This is a genomic window from Trichocoleus sp. FACHB-262 (genome assembly GCF_014696035.1).
Classification (GTDB): Bacteria; Cyanobacteriota; Cyanobacteriia; order FACHB-46; family FACHB-46; genus Trichocoleus.
Genome location: NZ_JACJPK010000015.1, coordinates 116,028 through 132,764 on the forward strand (window position 1 = coordinate 116,028; position 16,737 = coordinate 132,764).

Consider the following 16,737-nt stretch of genomic DNA (forward strand, 5'->3'; position numbering starts at 1 on the left):
CCAGGCCTGAATCATGCCAGAACGTTTATCCATAGGCAAAGAAACTTCTACGGCCACATCCAATCCACAAAGCCTTTATCCTGCCTTTTCTTTAATTCTTCCGGTCTACAACGAGGAACAGCACGTCGCCATCACACTAGAACACTTACATCAACAGTTTCAAGCAGCTGGTTGTCATTACGAGATCATCGTGGTCAATGACGGTTCCACTGATCGAACCAGTCAGATTCTGCAAGAGCTATCCGGGATTCGCTTGATTCAGCACAGTCAAAATTGGGGTTATGGTGCGGCTTTAAAAACGGGAATTCGCCATGCTAGATATTCTCTGATTGTGATTACGGATGCGGATGGTACCTATCCGAATGAGCGAATCCCAGAACTAGTGGCTCTGGCTCAGCATGCAGATATGGTGGTGGGTGCGAGAATTGGTGAAAACGTCAAATATTCTAAGCTTCGCAAGATTCCCAAGTGGTTTCTGTTGCACTTCGCCCAATGGATTACTAACTGCCGCATCCCTGATATCAATAGTGGCATGCGAGTGTTTCACAAAGATATTGCGGAACGTTTTCTTAATATCTTGCCTAATACTTTTAGTTTTACAACTACTATTACGCTGGCCATGCTGACAAACAACTATGTAGTTCAGTATGTGCCAATTGATTATTATCATCGAGTTGGCAAAAGCAAAATTAAACCGATTCGAGATACTCTGAGATTTCTCCAATTAATCTTAAGAACTGGAGTTTATTTCGCTCCACTGAGAATTTTTCTTCCGGTTGCAAGCATCTTCTTTTTAGGATTTTTAGTTACCTTAATTCAAGACATCTTTGTGCGAGAAGATCTCACCGAGCGAACCATGATCTTGTTTATTGCAGCAACCCAAATTGGCATGTTTGCCCTGTTAGCAGACATGATCGATAAGCGCAGTCAACGTTAAGTGCTGCCTTCAACTCACTTACTTACTATCTAAAAATTCATCTAGATAGCTTCAGAAATTCAACATCAGTACTCTGTAGTTAATGCAGTTCTAGGTCTTAACTAACAGTTTCTGACGCTTGTCCCGATCGCTATGCTCTCTGCCAAACTCTTTGCTGCACTGTTATTTGCTTTAGCCTTGCCTGCTGGGACGATTTTGCCAATCCCTGAGGCGATCGCTCAACCTACCGCCACACAAAAACCTGCAACCCCAAATTCAGTTCAGAAAACCGAAGCGGATCAACTGCAAAAGCAAGGCTTTGCTCAACTTGAAGCGCGAGAGTTTGCCGCTGCCGAAAAATCTTGGCAACAAGCACTTCAGATTTATCGGAGTTTGGGCGATCGCGAAGGGGAGTTTCTGATTCTCTATTGCCTCGGCTTGCTGCACTACACCCAGCAAGAGATTCCCCCTGCTGCCAGCTACTACGAACAAGGGGTGAAACTAGCACGACAGTGGGGCGATGCCGAGAAAGAATGGCAAATGCTGAGTACTCTCGGCACCATTTATGCGTCCGTTGGCGAGAACAAGCAAGCACTGAGCTACCAGGAACCTGCCCTGGCCTTGGCCCAAAAGCTTAAAGATGTGCCCAAGCAAGCGCAAGCGTTGGAAAGCTTGATCAAAACATCGCAAGAGTTGGGAGATTTTGCCCAGGTCAAGACTTATCAGCAACAGCAAGCCGCGATCGCCGCTCAACTTCCATCTTCTACCAATACCCTAGACCCCACCATGCAAGCGCTGAAGGAAGGGCAAGCGTTGTTGATTCAAGGCTCTGGAGCTTCGGTGCAGCAAGCGATCGCGAAGTTTGAGCAAGCGAGAGTCAGTGCTAAAAAGAACGGTGAGCGGCAACAGGAAATCTTAGCTTTGCTAGCTTTGGGAGCCGCGCACGACAGCTTGGGCCAAAAGCAACCCGCGCTAGAGGCTTACAAACAAGCATTGCCATTGGCGCAACAGTCAGGCGATCGCTACAGCCAAGCGACAATTCTTGTGGGCATGGGTCAGGTCTACAATTCCACAGGCCAACTTGAACTCGCCTTAGCTACTTTCAACCAAGCGCTCCCCATCTTGAAGGAGATCAAAAACCGGGCTGGAGAGGGGACGGTGCTCAACAACATGGGCAATATCTCCAGTAAGCTCGGCAACTATGCCCAAGCGCTGAACTATCACCGCCAATCGTTGGCGATCGCGCAGTCCACCGGAGACCACACCCGCCAAAACCGCACCCTCAACAATATGGGCTTGGTGTACAGCAAACTGGGCCAGTACCAAGCTGCCTTTGATGCCTTCAATCAAGCACTCGCCAGTCTGAAAGCTGATAGCGATCGCTTTGACCGCGCCACCACCTTGGCCAATCTGGGGACCGTCTATTCTTATGTAGGCCAATTAGACCAAGCCCTAGAAAGCTTTCAGCAAGCGCTAGCGGTCCTCAAAGAAGCAGATGACCCCGGACGCGAAGCTTATGCTTTAGCCAATATTGGCAGCGTGTATTACGACCGCCGCGATTACGAGCCAGCCCTAGATTATTACCAGCGATCGCTGAAGCTACTCCGCCAAGTCCAAGACGCCGAAGGAGAATCCACGGTTCTCAACAACATTGGCTTGATCTACGACGACCTGAAACAACCCCAACTCGCCTTAACCTATTACAACCAAGGTTTAGCGATCGCCCAAAAGACTAAAGACCCCGCTGGGGAGGCGACCACGCTGATCAATCTAGGACGGACTCATTACACACGCCAGGATTACGCCAAAGCCGCTAGCTACCAAGCTAAAGCCGCCACTCTAGCGCAGAAAATTGGCAATCAACGCGTTGCAGGCTATGCCCTCGGCAACCTCGGTCGCGCTCAATTGGCTGCCAAGCAATTAACCGCCGCAGAAACCAGTCTGCTCGCCAGCGCTCAAGCATGGGAATCTTTGCGAGCTAGTCTAGGAGATGATGACCGCAATAAAATTTCCCTTTTTGAAGAGCAAACCAGCACCTATCGCCTCTTACAAAAAGCCTTAGCTGCCCAGAACAAACCAGAGGCAGCGCTGGAAGCGGCTGAGCGCGGTCGGGCCAGAGCGTTTGTGGAACTTTTAGCCGAACGCTTGCCCACTCAAGCTGACGCCGTCGCCAAAATCCAGCCGCCTAATTTGGCTCAGATCCGAGCGATCGCCAAGCAGCACAACACCACGCTGGTCGAGTACTCCGTCATCGACGACGACGAGAGGAATGTGAACGGTGAACCTCTGCGCGAGTCAGAATTATTCATTTGGGTGATTCAACCCAACGGCAAAGTGGACTTTCGTCGGGTGGACTTGAAACCGCTGTGGCAAAAGGGAGTGACTCCCACTCCAACCACCCAACCCCTCAAGGAGTTAGTCGCTCGCAGCCGCAGTTCCATCGGGGTCAGAGGATTAGTGTTTCAGGAAGATGCCGAGGCGATCGCCCGTGCCACTGCCGATGCCAACGCCGCTGAAGCCGAGAACAAGCGCTTGCAACAACTGCATCAACTGCTGATCGAACCAATCGCCGATTTGCTGCCCAAAGACCCCAATGCTCACGTCACCTTCATTCCCCAGCAGTTTCTCTTTCTCGTCCCTTTTGTCGCCCTACAAGATGCCAACGGCAAATACCTGATCGAAAAACATACTGTTTTGATCGCTCCCTCAATTCAAGTTCTAGACCTCACCCACCAACAACGCCAACGCTTACAGGCGGCAAGGGACAAGAAAACTGATCCACTTTCATCCTTTCTCCCTTCTCCCTCATCCTTAATTGTTGGCAACCCCACCATGCCCAGCATTCGTCCAAAGTTGGGCGAACCTGCCGAGCAACTGGCTAGCCTACCAGGAGCCGAAAAGGAAGCCAAAGCGATCGCCACCCTCCTCCGCACCCAAGCCCTCATCGGAGATCAAGCCACCAAAGCCAAAATTTTGCAGCAACTTCCGCAAGCTCAGATCGTTCACCTAGCCACACATGGCTTGTTGGATGATTTTAAGGGCTTAGGCGTACCGGGAGCGATCGCTTTGGCTCCTTCTGGACAAGATGACGGCCTCCTCACTGCCAGCGAAATCCTTAAATTGAAGCTCAATGCAGAACTGGTGGTCTTAAGTGCCTGCGACACTGGACAGGGAAGAATTACAGGCGATGGCGTAGTGGGGTTATCCCGCTCCTTAATTTCTGCTGGCGTGCCAAGTGTGATCGTGTCGCTGTGGAAGGTGCCCGACGAACCTACTGCTGCCTTAATGACCGAGTTTTATCGACAACTGCAACGCCAACCCGATAAGGCTCAAGCGCTACGGCAAGCCATGCTAGTAACCAAAGCCCGCTACCCTGACCCGCTGGATTGGGCCGCTTTTACGCTGATGGGTGAGGCTGAATAAATCATGCTGAACCCACTCATGATTCGCCTTTCTAGCATGAGTCTTAGTGCGATCGCTACCACACTCTGCCTTGCCTATTCCACCCTAGCCGCCCAAGTTCCACCCACCCAGCCTCCACTAGAACGACCCAACTCAGCGATCGCCCGGATTCTCTCAGGTCATGCAGCCGTAGCCATTAGCTCCGATGGCAAAGTAGTAGCGGGAGTGAGCCAGGACAAACAAATCAAGTTGTGGAACTCGCAAACTCAAGCAGAAATTCGCACCTTAGCAGGGCATCCATTACCCATTCTGGCGATCGCCTTCAGTCCCAATGGTCAAGTTCTCGCCAGTGCCAGCCACGACAAAACCATCAAACTTTGGAGCGTACCCACCGGGCAACTGCTACAAACATTGACGGGGCATACCGATTGGGTAGAAGCGATCGCCTTCAGTCCTAATGGTCAAGCGTTAGTGAGTGGTGGTGGCGACAAAACGATTCGAGTTTGGCGTGTGGCTGCTGGAGGACAGAAGTTCAAGTTGGAGCGAACTCTGACGGGGCACCAAGACTCGATTTACGCCTTAGCGATTAGTGCTGACGGACAAACTTTAGCCAGCAGCAGTTGGAATGTAATCAAGCTGTGGCAACTGAGTAACGGCAAAGTGCTGCGGACTTTTTCAGATAACGCTTTTGGCATTAATGCCTTAGCCATTAGCGCCGATGGTCAAACCTTAATCAGTGGCAATGGCGATCGCACCATCAAAGTCTGGAACTTACCAGCAGGTCAAGTACGGCAAACCTTAACAGGTCATCAAGCCGCCATTAGCGCTTTGACGCTGAGCCGCAATGGTCAAACGCTGATCAGTGGCAGCAGCGACAACACGATTAAGTTGTGGCAGTTAACCACCGGACAACTCACCCAAACTCTACCTCGTCAATCCAGTAGTATCGAGGCGATCGCCCTCAGCTCCAATGGCCAAGCATTAGTCAGTGGCGGCTGGGGCGACATCATCAAACTTTGGGATCTACAAACAGGCCGTGACGTGACTCTTAGTGCCCCCGCTTCCAAAGAACAGAGACAGGCTCTGGGCATTTCATGATTATGCCTTAGAAAGCGATTGCGTATCGGTGAGGATTGCTGAGATCTGCTAGCGTTCACCCTAATAGGCGAAGCGGAATTTGCCCGAAACAGACCCTAATACTTTAGGAGTAGGGTTTTGATTCCCCAATTAGGCTGTCTATATTTGGGGTATCTTCCGCTTCCATCTGGGTGTAGTAGATCAGTTAAGGTTTTACCAGTTCTTCGGTTCTGCTTTGTACAGCGTTCTAGCGACTGCTCTTGAATGACTGCGTTTTGCCCACAACCTGCAGCCTGGGTTGAGCGAATGCAGTTAGATACGTGTTCAGCGATCCCATTCATCAGCCGCCTTTCCTCAGCCCATGACCTTGAAAAAATGTTTGCGATCGCCCTACCTCGGGGTGAGCTTGTTGCTAGTCGCCTTAGTTCTGGCCGAAGTTTTTTCGCCCCAATCCAGCCATGCTGGTGAGGTTCCAGACGGCAAAGCCCTGCCCATCGTTGCTGCCCCAGATGATACAGGTACACTCATTACCCCAGACGGTAGCCGCTTTGATATTAGTGGCGGTCAGCGATCGCAAGATGGCGCGAACCTCTTCCACAGTTTTAGTCAGTTCATCTTGGAAACAGGCTACACGGCCAATTTTCTCGCTGATCCCGCGACGCAAAATATCTTGGCACGGGTAGTAGGTGGCAACTTATCCTCGATCGATGGCCTAATTCAAGTTACAGGTGGTAGCCCCAATTTATTTTTAATCAATCCCGCTGGGATCGTTTTTGGTGCCAATGCCAGTCTCAATGTACCTGGCTCTTTCACCGCTACAACTGCCAACGGAGTCGGCTTTGGCAAAGAATGGTTGAACGCTTCTGGCCCCAACAACTACGAAGGCTTAGTCGGGACGCCCGATTTGTTTGCCTTCAGCATGAGCCAGCCCGCAGGGATCATCAATATGGGCAATCTAGAGGTCGCCACCGGACAGAACTTAACTCTATTGGGTGGCACAGTGGTCAGCACAGGTCAGCTCACCGCTCCAGAAGGCCACATTACTGTCGCTGCGGTTCCAGGCAATAGTTTGGTACACCTCAGCCCAGCCGGAAGTTTGCTGACTCTAGATATTCAAGCGATCGCCCCAGATACGTCTCAACCCAACCCCTGGGACTTTCCGATTCTGGATCTCCCCGATCTCCTCACAGGCGGTTTGGGTAGGAACGCTACTGACATCACCACTAACCGAGAAGGCCAACTCGTCTTATCTGGATCTGGTCTCACGATCACCCCAGGAGATGTGGTGGTAGAAAATGCTACGGCTCACAGTGCTACGCTCTGGGCGGCTAACAGTGTGACGCTGGGGAATAAACCGCTTCCGCTCCCCGACAAAGGCGTAAACGACAGTGTTGGAAATCTTCTAAGCATTCAACCAGACGGCAATACCTATCTCATTACTAGCCCCACTGGTAACACCTTCTCCATCAAAGGCAATATTGAAGTTCTCTTTAGCCCTGGTGAGAGAGTAGAAGCCCCTGAAACCGATGGGAAAATTTCTCCCCCGCTACCAAACATAGACATTACCGTTAATCCTCCTATCATGGCGATCGGTTTTCTCCCTGATGTTGGAGTGATGGAGCCTCCAACTCCACCGGGAGTTGAACTCGTACCCATCCCAGAAGTCCCAGGAGAACTTCCACCTCTCCCCGAGAAACCCACTCACCAACCTGGACCAGCATCTCTTAATATTCCACTTATTCCCGGACCAGGCTTACCTGAAAGCATAGATGTACTACCAGCAGCAGGGGTTTCTCCCAATCCTTTACCTGAACCATCAAGTGGGATTCCACCCTCGCCTCAGCCTGAAACAGGCATAGGAGGAACTACAGGAGTACCACCTTCACCTCCTCCGGAAGTTCCCAGCGCAACGCCTGGAGCTGCACCGCAACCCAAACCAGGCACGATTCGACGGCAAGAAGTTGCGTTGAGCAACGATCGCCCTCGCACCAATCCCACTCTAGGAACTGCTGTTCGAGGGCAACAAATTGCGATCGCAACTAGTACCCAAGACTGCTTGCGAGTTGGGCAAATTGTAGAAAATCAGGGCACGACTTACCGAGTCATCACCGATCAGGGGCGGGTGATCCAGTGCTACCAGCAGCAACTCGCTCTAGCGCAACAGCAAAACCAACCTCAGCAACAACGACAAACCCTGCATAACTTAGGCAGCATCTATTTTGTCGTAGGCAACTACGCCCAGTCAATTCAGCGCTACCAGCAGAGTTTGGCGCTCGCGCAACAACTGCAAAACCGGACAGGCGAAGCAGAAGCATTGAGCGGGTTGGGTGCCGCTTACAGTGCGGTGGGTAACTACGCAAAGGCGATTCAGTACTACGAGCAAAGTTTAGCCATCAGCCGCACGCTAGATGCTCCAGAACTGCAAGGAATGACCTTGCGAAACTTGGGGATCGCCTATCTGGCTCAAGACAACATTGCTAAGGCGCTAGAGTATCCGCAGGAAAGTTTAGCGATCGCGGAGAAAGCTCAGGACCGCCGAGGCATCGGGCAGTCGTTAGGCAATTTAGGTTTGGTTTACTTCACCAAAGGGGATCACGCCAAAGCAATTGAGCATCTGGAGCAACAATTGGCGCTCGCGCGTGAGTTGAACGATCGCCTAGCCGAAGGGCGAGCGTTGGGTAACTTAGGGCTGGCTTACTATGGCCTGGAGAACTACCAGCAAGCAGCTAACTATCAACAGCAAAGTTTGGCGCTCGCGCAACAATTGCAGGACCGCCCTGGTGAAGGCCATGCCTTGAATAATTTAGGAGATGCTTGGTTACGTTTGGGTAAATTGGCTGAAGCAGAGCAAGCGCTTTTTGCAGGGATCAAAGTTTGGGAGTCGCTACGGGCACAGCTTGATCAAAATGATGATGCGACGAAGATCTCCATCTTTGAGACTCAAGCGACGACTTACAGCACGCTCCAAGAAGTCTTGATTGCCCAGAATAAGGCTCAGGCAGCGCTAGAAGTGGCAGAACGCGGTCGAGCCCGTGCTTTTGTGGAATTGTTGGCAAAGCAGTCGCCCAGTCAGGGCAGCAAAAGTTTGGCAGGCTCTGCTAATCTAGAACCTCCCAGCATTGCTCAGATTCAACAAATTGCCCGCGCCCAAAATGCCACCTTGGTTGAATATTCAATTATTCAAGAAGCCTTCCAGGTCGAGGGGCAGCGGCAGATTCAGGACAAAGCTCTCTATATCTGGGTTGTACAGCCCAACGGAGAAGTAGCGTTCCGTCAAGTAGACCTCAAACCCCTGTGGCAGGAGAGAAAAACCTCCTTAGATGATTTGGTTGCTAGTACCAGAGCCTCCATCGGGATTGAAGGGCGGGGGCTGGCATTTAACCAAACCACTGAGGTTGTCGCCAGTGCCTTGGAGAGGCTCCAACGTTACCAGACGCAACAGTCACAACTGAAGCAACTGCATCAACTGTTGATTCAGCCGATCGCGGATCTGTTGCCGAGCGACCCAACTGCTCGTGTGGTCTTCATTCCTCAAGGTTCTCTCTTTTTGGCTCCTTTCCCCGCTTTGCAAGATGCCGCCGGAAAGTATCTGATCGAAAAACATACGATGCTGACGGCCCCAGCAATCGAGGTTTTGGCACTCACCTACCAACAACGGCAACGCCAAGGGATAGCGCAGCAGTCTCAGCCTACGCAGATTGCCGCCACAACACTACCGCGATCGCCCCAAAAGTCCTTAATTGTGGGCAACCCCACGATGCCTAACGTGCCGAGTGAGAATGGTGAGCGATCGCAACCCCTTTATAGCCTGCCTGGAGCTGAGCGGGAAGCCAAGATGATTGCCTCGCTCCTCAACACAGAGGCGATTACGGGCAGTGCGGCAACGAAAGCAACGGTGATGGCGAGGATGGGGGATGCTCAGATTATTCACCTAGCGACTCATGGCTTGTTGGATGATTTCCGAGGGCTAGGCATTCCAGGTGCGATCGCCTTAGCGCCTTCGGGTCAGGATGATGGTTTGCTGACGGCGAATGACATTCTCGGCTTGAAGCTGAATGCTGAGTTGGTAGTACTGAGTGCTTGTGGCACGGGACGCGGCAAGATTACGGGCGATGGGGTGGTGGGGCTATCGCGATCGCTAATTTCGGCGGGGGCTCCGAGTGTGGTGGTGTCGTTGTGGCAGGTGCCCGATCACCCAACGGCGGCTCTGATGACGGAGTTTTACCAAAATCTGCAACGGCAACCGGATAAGGCGCAAGCGCTACGGCAGGCGATGTTGGCGATGCTGAAGCAGCACCCTGACCCTAGGGATTGGGCGGCGTTTACTTTGATTGGTGAGGCGGAGTGACAAATTTGTTGCTAATGGGTTGACAGTTGTACGGAGTGGGACAGGATTGAGGTGAAGTTTTTTGGGGTGCTGCTTAATTTTTGGCTCGATTTAAGACTTTAAATCCCAAACTTTGGGGGCACTCGCCCCCAAGCCCCCGCTGAGGGACGGTTGCGTCCCCCAGTCCCCCTCCAAACGAATCTAATTGTGAGTGTTTCGAGTCTTGGGTTGAATTAGTGGTTAGGTTTTGGCTCCTGACTTCTGACTTCTGCCTACCACCTTCTCACCACTTCGCTACAGGTTCTTTGTCACTACTCACTATCTGAAACTCTCGCTATGTCCTATCACCGCCGATCGCTTAGCCTCGTGATTGCTGCTTTATTACTGGCAGGTGGCACGCCGTTAGGTCGTTTCAATCCTTTGGGTGCTGCGGTGGTGTTGGCGCAGTCAGAAGCAAGTCAGGCGCAGATTACTGAGGCGGTTTATCTGAATCAGCAAGGGTATGACCAGTTTCGCCAGGGGCAGCCGCAAGAGGCGTTGGTGACGTTGCAAAAGGCGATCGCGATTTTTAAGGCGACGGAGGCTAAGGCGGGAGAGGCGCAGAGTCTGAATCACATTGCCAATGTCTACCACTACAGTTTGGGGCAGTATCCGAAGGCGTTGGAGTTCTATCAGCAGGCGCTGAAGTTACGGCAGCAGATTGGCGATCGCGAGGGGGAATGGGCGACGCTGGCTGATATGGGGGTGGCTTACGGGGAGCAAGGACAATACACCAAGGCGCTGGAGTTTTACCAGAAAGCGTTGGGGATTATTCGGCAGTTGAGCGATCGCAACAGTGAGAAGCTACGGCTGAATGAGGTTGCTAGTGTTTACTTCCGGTTGGGGCAATATCCGCAAGCGTTGGAAGCGTATCAGCAGGTGCTTACGCTTCAGCGGGAGGGGCGCGATCGCGAGGGGGAAGCCACGACGCTGGGGAATGTGGGCGTGGTGTATGTGAATCTGGGGCGGTACGCCAAGGCGCTGGAAAGTTATCGCCAAGCCTTAGCCATTTTTGATTCACTGCCCGCTTATCAAGGCGCGAAGGCAACAATTCTGAATAATATGGGTGGGCTGTTTTTCAGCATTGGGCAATACAAGGAAGCGATCGACTCGACTCAGCAAGCTTTGGCGATTTTTAACAAGTTTAGCGATCGCCCGGATGCAGCTACGACGTTTACTGAGTTGGGGCTGCTATACGACGTTGTGGGGCAGTATTCCCAGCCGTTGGAGTTTCAGCAGGCAGGCTTGGCGATGCGGCGGGATATCGGCAATGCTCTCAATCAGGAAGCGATTACCAAGGTGGGTCAAGCCGCGACGCTGAACAATATTGGACGGGTCTATGTCAGTGTGGGCAAATATGACCAAGCACTGAAGCTGCATCAACAAGCGTTGGTGATTTACCAGGAACTCAGCGATCGCACTGGGGAAGCTACGACGCAGAATAACTTAGGGCAGGTTTACGATAACCAGAAGCAAACGGATCAAGCGCTGAAGTTTTACCAGCAGGCGTTGCAGCTCTACAAGCGGGTGGGCGATCGCACCGGGGAAGGGGTGGCGCTGAGCAACTTGGGCCACGCCTATGAGCAGCAGGGACAGAATGTTCAGGCTTTGAAGTTCTATCAGCAAGCGCTAGCAGTGCATCGGGAGGTGGGCGATCGCGTCAATGAGGGGGTGACGCTGAGCAGTATTGGTCGGATTTTGCATCGTTCCGGGCAACAATCGGAGGCGGAGAAAACGCTGCGACAGGCGATCGCAATTTTGGAATCTTTGCGCCCAGGGCTGACGGATGCGGAGAAAGTCTCGATCTTTGAAACGCAACAGAAAACCTATGGCACATTGCAGCAAACGCTGATCGCCCAGAAGCAAACCAACCCCGCTTTAGAAATTGCTGAACGCAGTCGTGCCCGTGCCTTTGTGGAGTTGCTCGCTCAACGCCTCAGCACCAACTCAACCACAACTCCTACTCTCAATCCTCCAACTCTGGCGCAGATCAAGCAGATTGCTAAAACTCAAAATTCAACGCTAGTGGAATATGCGATCGTGCAGGATACCGCTCCTTCGCAAGCTCCACAGCTATTCATTTGGGTGATTCAGCTCACGGGAAATATCAGTTTTCGCCAAGTCGAGTTAAAAGGTTTGCCTCAATCAGGAATTAATGCAGCGGATACTGCTTCCGTCTTGGAAAGTTTAGTCACGCAGGCAAGAGGGGCGATCGGCATCAAGGGTCGAGGATTGGCGTTCCAAGAAGACACGACGACGGTGGCGAGAGCGATCGCCAAGGTGAACAACCAAACCAACCAACCGCTGCGACAACTCCACCAATTATTGATTCAACCGATCGCAGATCTCCTGCCTACTGACCCTAACGCCCACGTCACCTTTCTGCCTCAAGAAGCGCTGTTTTTAGTACCATTTCCCGCCTTGCAAGCCAGCAATGGTCGCTACTTGATCGAGCAACACACTGTTCTCACCGCGCCTTCGATTCAAGTCCTAGACCTGACGCGTCAGAAACGCCAACAGCAATCAGGCAAAGCCAAAAATTTGCTTGTAGTGGGCAACCCCACCATGCCCAAAGTCAGCCTACCTCTCGGTGCCACCCCTCAACCGCTCCCCAGCCTCCCTGGTGCGGAGCAAGAAGCTAAGGCGATCGCGGCCCTGCTAAAAACCCAAGCTTTAACTGGTAGCCAAGCGACTAAAACTACTATCTTGCAGCAGATGACCCAAACACGACTTGTCCATTTAGCTACCCACGGGCTATTGGATGACTTCAAAGGTTTGGGAGTACCAGGGGCGATCGCCTTAGCTCCTTCTGGTCGAGATAACGGCCTCCTGACAGCTAGCGAAATTCTTGACCTGAAGCTCAACACTGATTTAGTGGTTCTCAGTGCTTGCGATACTGGGCGTGGTCGCATTACTGGAGATGGTGTTGTAGGCCTCTCGCGCTCCTTTATTGCCGCTGGTGCCCCCAGCGTCATTGTCTCCCTCTGGCAAGTACCTGATGCACCTACAGCAACTCTGATGACGCAGTTCTACCAGACACTGCAACAGCAACCAGATAAAGCCCAAGCTCTCCGCCAAGCCATGCTAGCCACGATGAAACAACACCCTGATCCCAAAGATTGGGCTGCTTTTACCTTAATTGGTGAAGCTCAATAGCTCCATCGTTAAACTGAGCTATCGATTGCGGCTAGTAAAGTTTCTGCTTGAGTGCTAAGTTCCGCATGACAAGCGCCGTTGCTAGCCAGAATGCCACCCCACTGGCTGACATCTGCCTGGTTATACTGCAACAGACTGCCATCAAAACGAGTGACCTTACCGCCTGCCTCGGTCAAAATCAGCTCTGGAGCCGCTAAGTCCCAATCTTTCGGTGCTGATTTGCCTGATAGGGAGATATATAAATCTGCCTGTTGCTCCACGATCGCCGCAATTTTGCAGCCGACACTGCCGATCGCCCGCTGATTTTGGCAGGGCAGTTGGCGTAAAAGCTGGACCAACCTTTCCCCACGATGGCTCCCACTGACAACGACTGACAGATCTGCGATGCGATCGCGATCGGCTACTCGTAATTGAGTTACAGCACCGTCGCGTGTCTCTACAAACGTGCCATCACCCAAAGTTGCGTAGTAAAGTTTGCCAAGTTCTGGACAAACTACCACTGCTAACACTGGTCGTCCTGCATGAGCTAAAGCAATGTGAACCGCGTATTCTCCGGTGCGCTTGATAAAGTCTTTGGTACCATCCAGGGGGTCCACAATCCAGACCCAAGTATGCTGCAACCGCTCGGAGGGATTCTGAGCTTTGAAGGTTTCCTCAGTCAGGTAGCCAAACTCGACCGTGCCAAACGCAGCGTGCAGATTATTCAGAATGTAGTGGTTGGTGGCGACATCCGCAGCGGTGACAGGTCCATCCCCCTGGTCTTGGATATTTAAGTCTAGAGCTGACTCCTCCGCAACTGGATGGGGGTGGTAATAGGATTGCAGGATTTCAGCCGCACCCCAGCCAATAGAGCGGGCGATCGCTAAAACAGATTCGACCGGAAATCCAGCGATTGATTGCAAGTTTGCCACTTAGGATTCCTTCGCTCCACTAATGGCTGCATCCTGACCCGAAGCGACCCAATAGCGACGACAGCTCCACATCAGGGCAGTACCGACAGCAATGTAGATCAGACCGCGAATTTCAAAACTGACGCCTGCCAAGCGGAGACCTACACCAATTCCCATCATGGCGAGAATCAACGCGATCGTTTTAGCCCCAAACATTTGGAAGATGCTCTTGAAGGGGTTCGGCTCCTGTAACGTATCCACGCGATCGATCACCCGATTTGCAGTTCGATCGAGAATAATTTTTCCTTTCAACAAACCGACACTCAAGGCAACCGCTCCCCAGCCTAGATGCTTGGTATCCAGAAAGCCCAGATAAGGTAGATGAAACCAGAACACCAAACCCATCGTAAACAGACCAATCCCTACCAAAGTCCAGATACTAGCTGCAATCCAGAGGTGTTGCCTGCGAGTAAGACCGCCAGTCGTTTCAGTGCTTTCCATAACCTAGATGGGAGTCGCGCAATATCAGCATCATTATAGGACGGAGACAAAGTCGCAACGGATCTCTGGTAATGCCTCGTAGCAATTGCGGCATTTGCCCCAAATAGCACACCGCCAGAGCTTAGGAATCAGCCTCCTGTAAGCTCTGGCGCTGGTGTTTGTGATTGAGCGTTTCAGGGGCTAGGTAAAGCTACTGGCTAGAGTCACTGCTCGAACTGTAGCTGCACCAAGAACTTAACTCGCTCAAAGGTCGAATTTAGCAGCCGCCGATGGCGCTACCGCTGTTGTACTGGCTGCTGGAGCTAGAACTGCTGGGGCCAACTCGATAGATAGAGTTGCTCTGGTTGTCGAGGCTCTGGCTAACTTCTGCGGTCATCTCGTCAGCAGGACGGTTCCTATCGGAACTCATGGAACCAGGCAAGGGACGCATGGTGTTGCTGTCACTGTACTGGTTCTCACCCGATTGGTTCATCGCCGTGCTGTTATTCATCGGCATGTTGTTGTTATTCAAGCTGTTTGCTGTATAACCACCCGCAGGGCCTGCTGTGGCACCTGCACTAGGAGTAAAGCGGTTAGCTTGATAGTTAGATTGGTAAGACGAGTTGAAGGACTGAGTTGTATTACGCATGTCAGCGCTAGCAACACGCTCGCCATCTAGTTCCCGCAAACGCTCCATTGTGTATCCACCTGCGGGGCCATAGGTTGGAGCCACCTCAGCGCTTCTATAAGACATGCCTGCAGCAGAGGAGTTACCACTCATGTTTGACTGATTTGCTTGCAGATTCTGCGAACCCAGGTAGCTAGAGTTAGCTTGCTCAGACCCACTGTAAGGTGAGCTCATGTTGATGTTGGACTGATCCATCGATTGAGTGCCACTTGCTTGCATTTGCTCCATCGTGGCTCCACCCGTTGGGCTATCACTAGGAGTAACTTGGCCCGTGCTGGGTACACACTGAGTGGGGCTGTTGGAGTTAGCAGGGCTAGATTCCATTTGGGCTACTGCGGGCAATCCCAACAAAGCACTGACGCCAGCCACACCAGCTAGACTAACTACTTTCTTAAATGAGAAAAAATTCTGAGCGCTCATAAATACCTCGGGTTCCCGTAAAGAGATTAGTGATTTCAAAAACTTGGGCTAAAAATGTCAGCTCCTATACAGATTTGAGTGTAGAAGTCTGAGTGGTTTTAATTCTCTGCCACGAGTGGGATCTAACCTGAGCTAAGAGTAAGAGATAGATGGCAAGAAGCCACCAAAAATCTGCTGAGCGATCGCTCTTAGGCGAGACACACCACAAAACCAACCTACCCAAAGGTAGAACTCCCAGGTAGAACTTCTAGACCAGAAATCCTCACCCTCGCCAGAAGTGCCTTTTCTGAAGGAGCCTGTTACCTTGGAAGGCGGATGGGTCGTCGCTGTAAACAGCACAGGAGAATGATCATGCTGGAGTTGTACCAATTTGAGATGTCGCATTATTGCGAGAAGGTGCGGCTGATCCTGGATTACAAGGGATTGGCCTATCGCAAGATTGAAGTCACCCCTGGCATTGGACAGTTAGATCTCTACCGAATGTCCGGGCAACGCCAAGTCCCGGTTCTAAAAGATGGCAACGAAGTGATTGCAGATTCAACGGCGATCGCTAAATATCTCGATCGTCAATATCCCGATCGCCCCGTTATCCCCACAGACCCCAAACAAAAAGGACTGTGCCTCATGCTCGAAGATTGGGCCGACGAAGTCCTAGGTCTGAACGCCCGAAAAGCCATGCTCGCCGCCTTCAGCCAAAGTCCCGACTTCCGCACTGCTGCCCTACCCACTTCTACGCCTGCCTTACTGAAAAACTTGATCGGCTCAGTTCCTAGCGAAGTGTTAGACGTGCTGAGCTTTGGAGTTGGCATGGGACCCGATGCTTTGCATAGCGCCAAAGCCTCACTCAGGCAAAACCTAGAAGCCCTGACCTTTATCCTGCTCGATCACCCGTATCTAATTTCCGACCAGCCCACCCTAGCGGATTTTGCTGTAGCAGGGCTGAGCATGTACATCAAATTCCCCTCTGGCCCTTACCTCGACATCCCTGAAGGACTCAAAGGTAAAGGAGTCCCGGGAGTTGCAGATATCGGCACCTTCGAGCCTTTCTTCAACTGGCGCGATCGCCTTTACACTGAATACCGCAAATCCTTCACTCCCGCTACCACTTCCTCCAGTAGCACCAGACCCACCTCGATTGACATCGAGTAGCCTCCAGCCTCTTACACGTAGAGAAAAACTCAGCACCCTAAACCCCTCTTGAGGAGGTCTGGAGGACGGCTGCGTTCTCCAGCGGGGGGTTTGGGGCAGGTGTCCCCAAGCTCTTAATTCCAACAGCAGACAAACTCTGCCCAAACTTGAAAATCGTTTTTACACCAAGCAGCCCCGTACAATCACCCTTCTG

10 protein-coding genes are annotated in these 16,737 nt (G+C 52.0%); 6 read left to right on the forward strand and 4 right to left on the reverse strand.

The window, feature by feature from the left end; all coding sequences use genetic code 11:
* The first annotated feature begins 13 nt into the window (after positions 1 to 13).
* The 5 genes from H6F68_RS01025 to H6F68_RS01045 all read left to right on the forward strand — a co-directional run bounded on the left by H6F68_RS01025 (position 14) and on the right by H6F68_RS01045 (position 12,917).
* Positions 14 to 937, forward strand: a complete 924-nt coding sequence (locus H6F68_RS01025; RefSeq protein WP_190555816.1) for a glycosyltransferase family 2 protein — start codon at positions 14 to 16, stop codon at positions 935 to 937.
* Positions 938 to 1,756: 819 nt separating this feature from the next.
* On the forward strand, positions 1,757 to 4,339 hold the full coding sequence (locus H6F68_RS01030; RefSeq protein ID WP_399312409.1) for a tetratricopeptide repeat protein: 2,583 nt from the start codon (positions 1,757 to 1,759) through the stop codon (positions 4,337 to 4,339).
* A 3-nt stretch (positions 4,340 to 4,342) separates the two neighbouring features.
* Positions 4,343 to 5,416, forward strand: coding sequence for a WD40 repeat domain-containing protein (locus tag H6F68_RS01035; RefSeq protein ID WP_190555818.1), 1,074 nt, complete (start codon positions 4,343 to 4,345; stop codon positions 5,414 to 5,416).
* A gap of 340 nt (positions 5,417 to 5,756) precedes the next feature.
* On the forward strand, positions 5,757 to 9,743 hold the full coding sequence (locus H6F68_RS01040) for a CHAT domain-containing protein (protein WP_190555819.1): 3,987 nt from the start codon (positions 5,757 to 5,759) through the stop codon (positions 9,741 to 9,743).
* A gap of 315 nt (positions 9,744 to 10,058) precedes the next feature.
* Positions 10,059 to 12,917, forward strand: a complete 2,859-nt coding sequence (locus H6F68_RS01045; protein ID WP_190555820.1) for a CHAT domain-containing tetratricopeptide repeat protein — start codon at positions 10,059 to 10,061, stop codon at positions 12,915 to 12,917.
* A gap of 8 nt (positions 12,918 to 12,925) precedes the next feature.
* On the opposite strand, the gene H6F68_RS01050 is transcribed toward H6F68_RS01045, so the two are convergent.
* From H6F68_RS01050 to H6F68_RS01065, 4 genes are all read right to left on the reverse strand, one after another.
* On the reverse strand, positions 12,926 to 13,828 hold the full coding sequence (locus H6F68_RS01050) for an inositol monophosphatase family protein (RefSeq protein WP_313929991.1): 903 nt from the start codon (positions 13,826 to 13,828) through the stop codon (positions 12,926 to 12,928).
* Entirely contained in the window at positions 13,829 to 14,308 is a 480-nt protein-coding gene (locus H6F68_RS01055) for a hypothetical protein (protein ID WP_190555821.1), read from the reverse strand. It abuts the gene before it with no gap.
* Positions 14,309 to 14,564: 256 nt separating this feature from the next.
* Positions 14,565 to 15,395 (reverse strand): hypothetical protein, encoded by an 831-nt coding sequence (locus H6F68_RS01060; protein ID WP_190555822.1) that lies wholly within the window; start codon positions 15,393 to 15,395, stop codon positions 14,565 to 14,567.
* A 132-nt stretch (positions 15,396 to 15,527) separates the two neighbouring features.
* Complete coding sequence (locus tag H6F68_RS01065; RefSeq protein WP_190555823.1) at positions 15,528 to 15,779, reverse strand: hypothetical protein; 252 nt, start codon at positions 15,777 to 15,779, stop codon at positions 15,528 to 15,530.
* Between H6F68_RS01065 and H6F68_RS01070 the strand changes: the two genes are divergently transcribed.
* Positions 15,771 to 16,544 carry a glutathione S-transferase family protein gene (locus H6F68_RS01070; RefSeq protein ID WP_399312401.1) on the forward strand — a complete coding sequence of 258 codons (774 nt, stop codon included), beginning with the start codon at positions 15,771 to 15,773 and terminating at the stop codon, positions 16,542 to 16,544. The genes H6F68_RS01065 and H6F68_RS01070 overlap by 9 nt on opposite strands.
* Positions 16,545 to 16,737 lie beyond the last annotated feature (193 nt).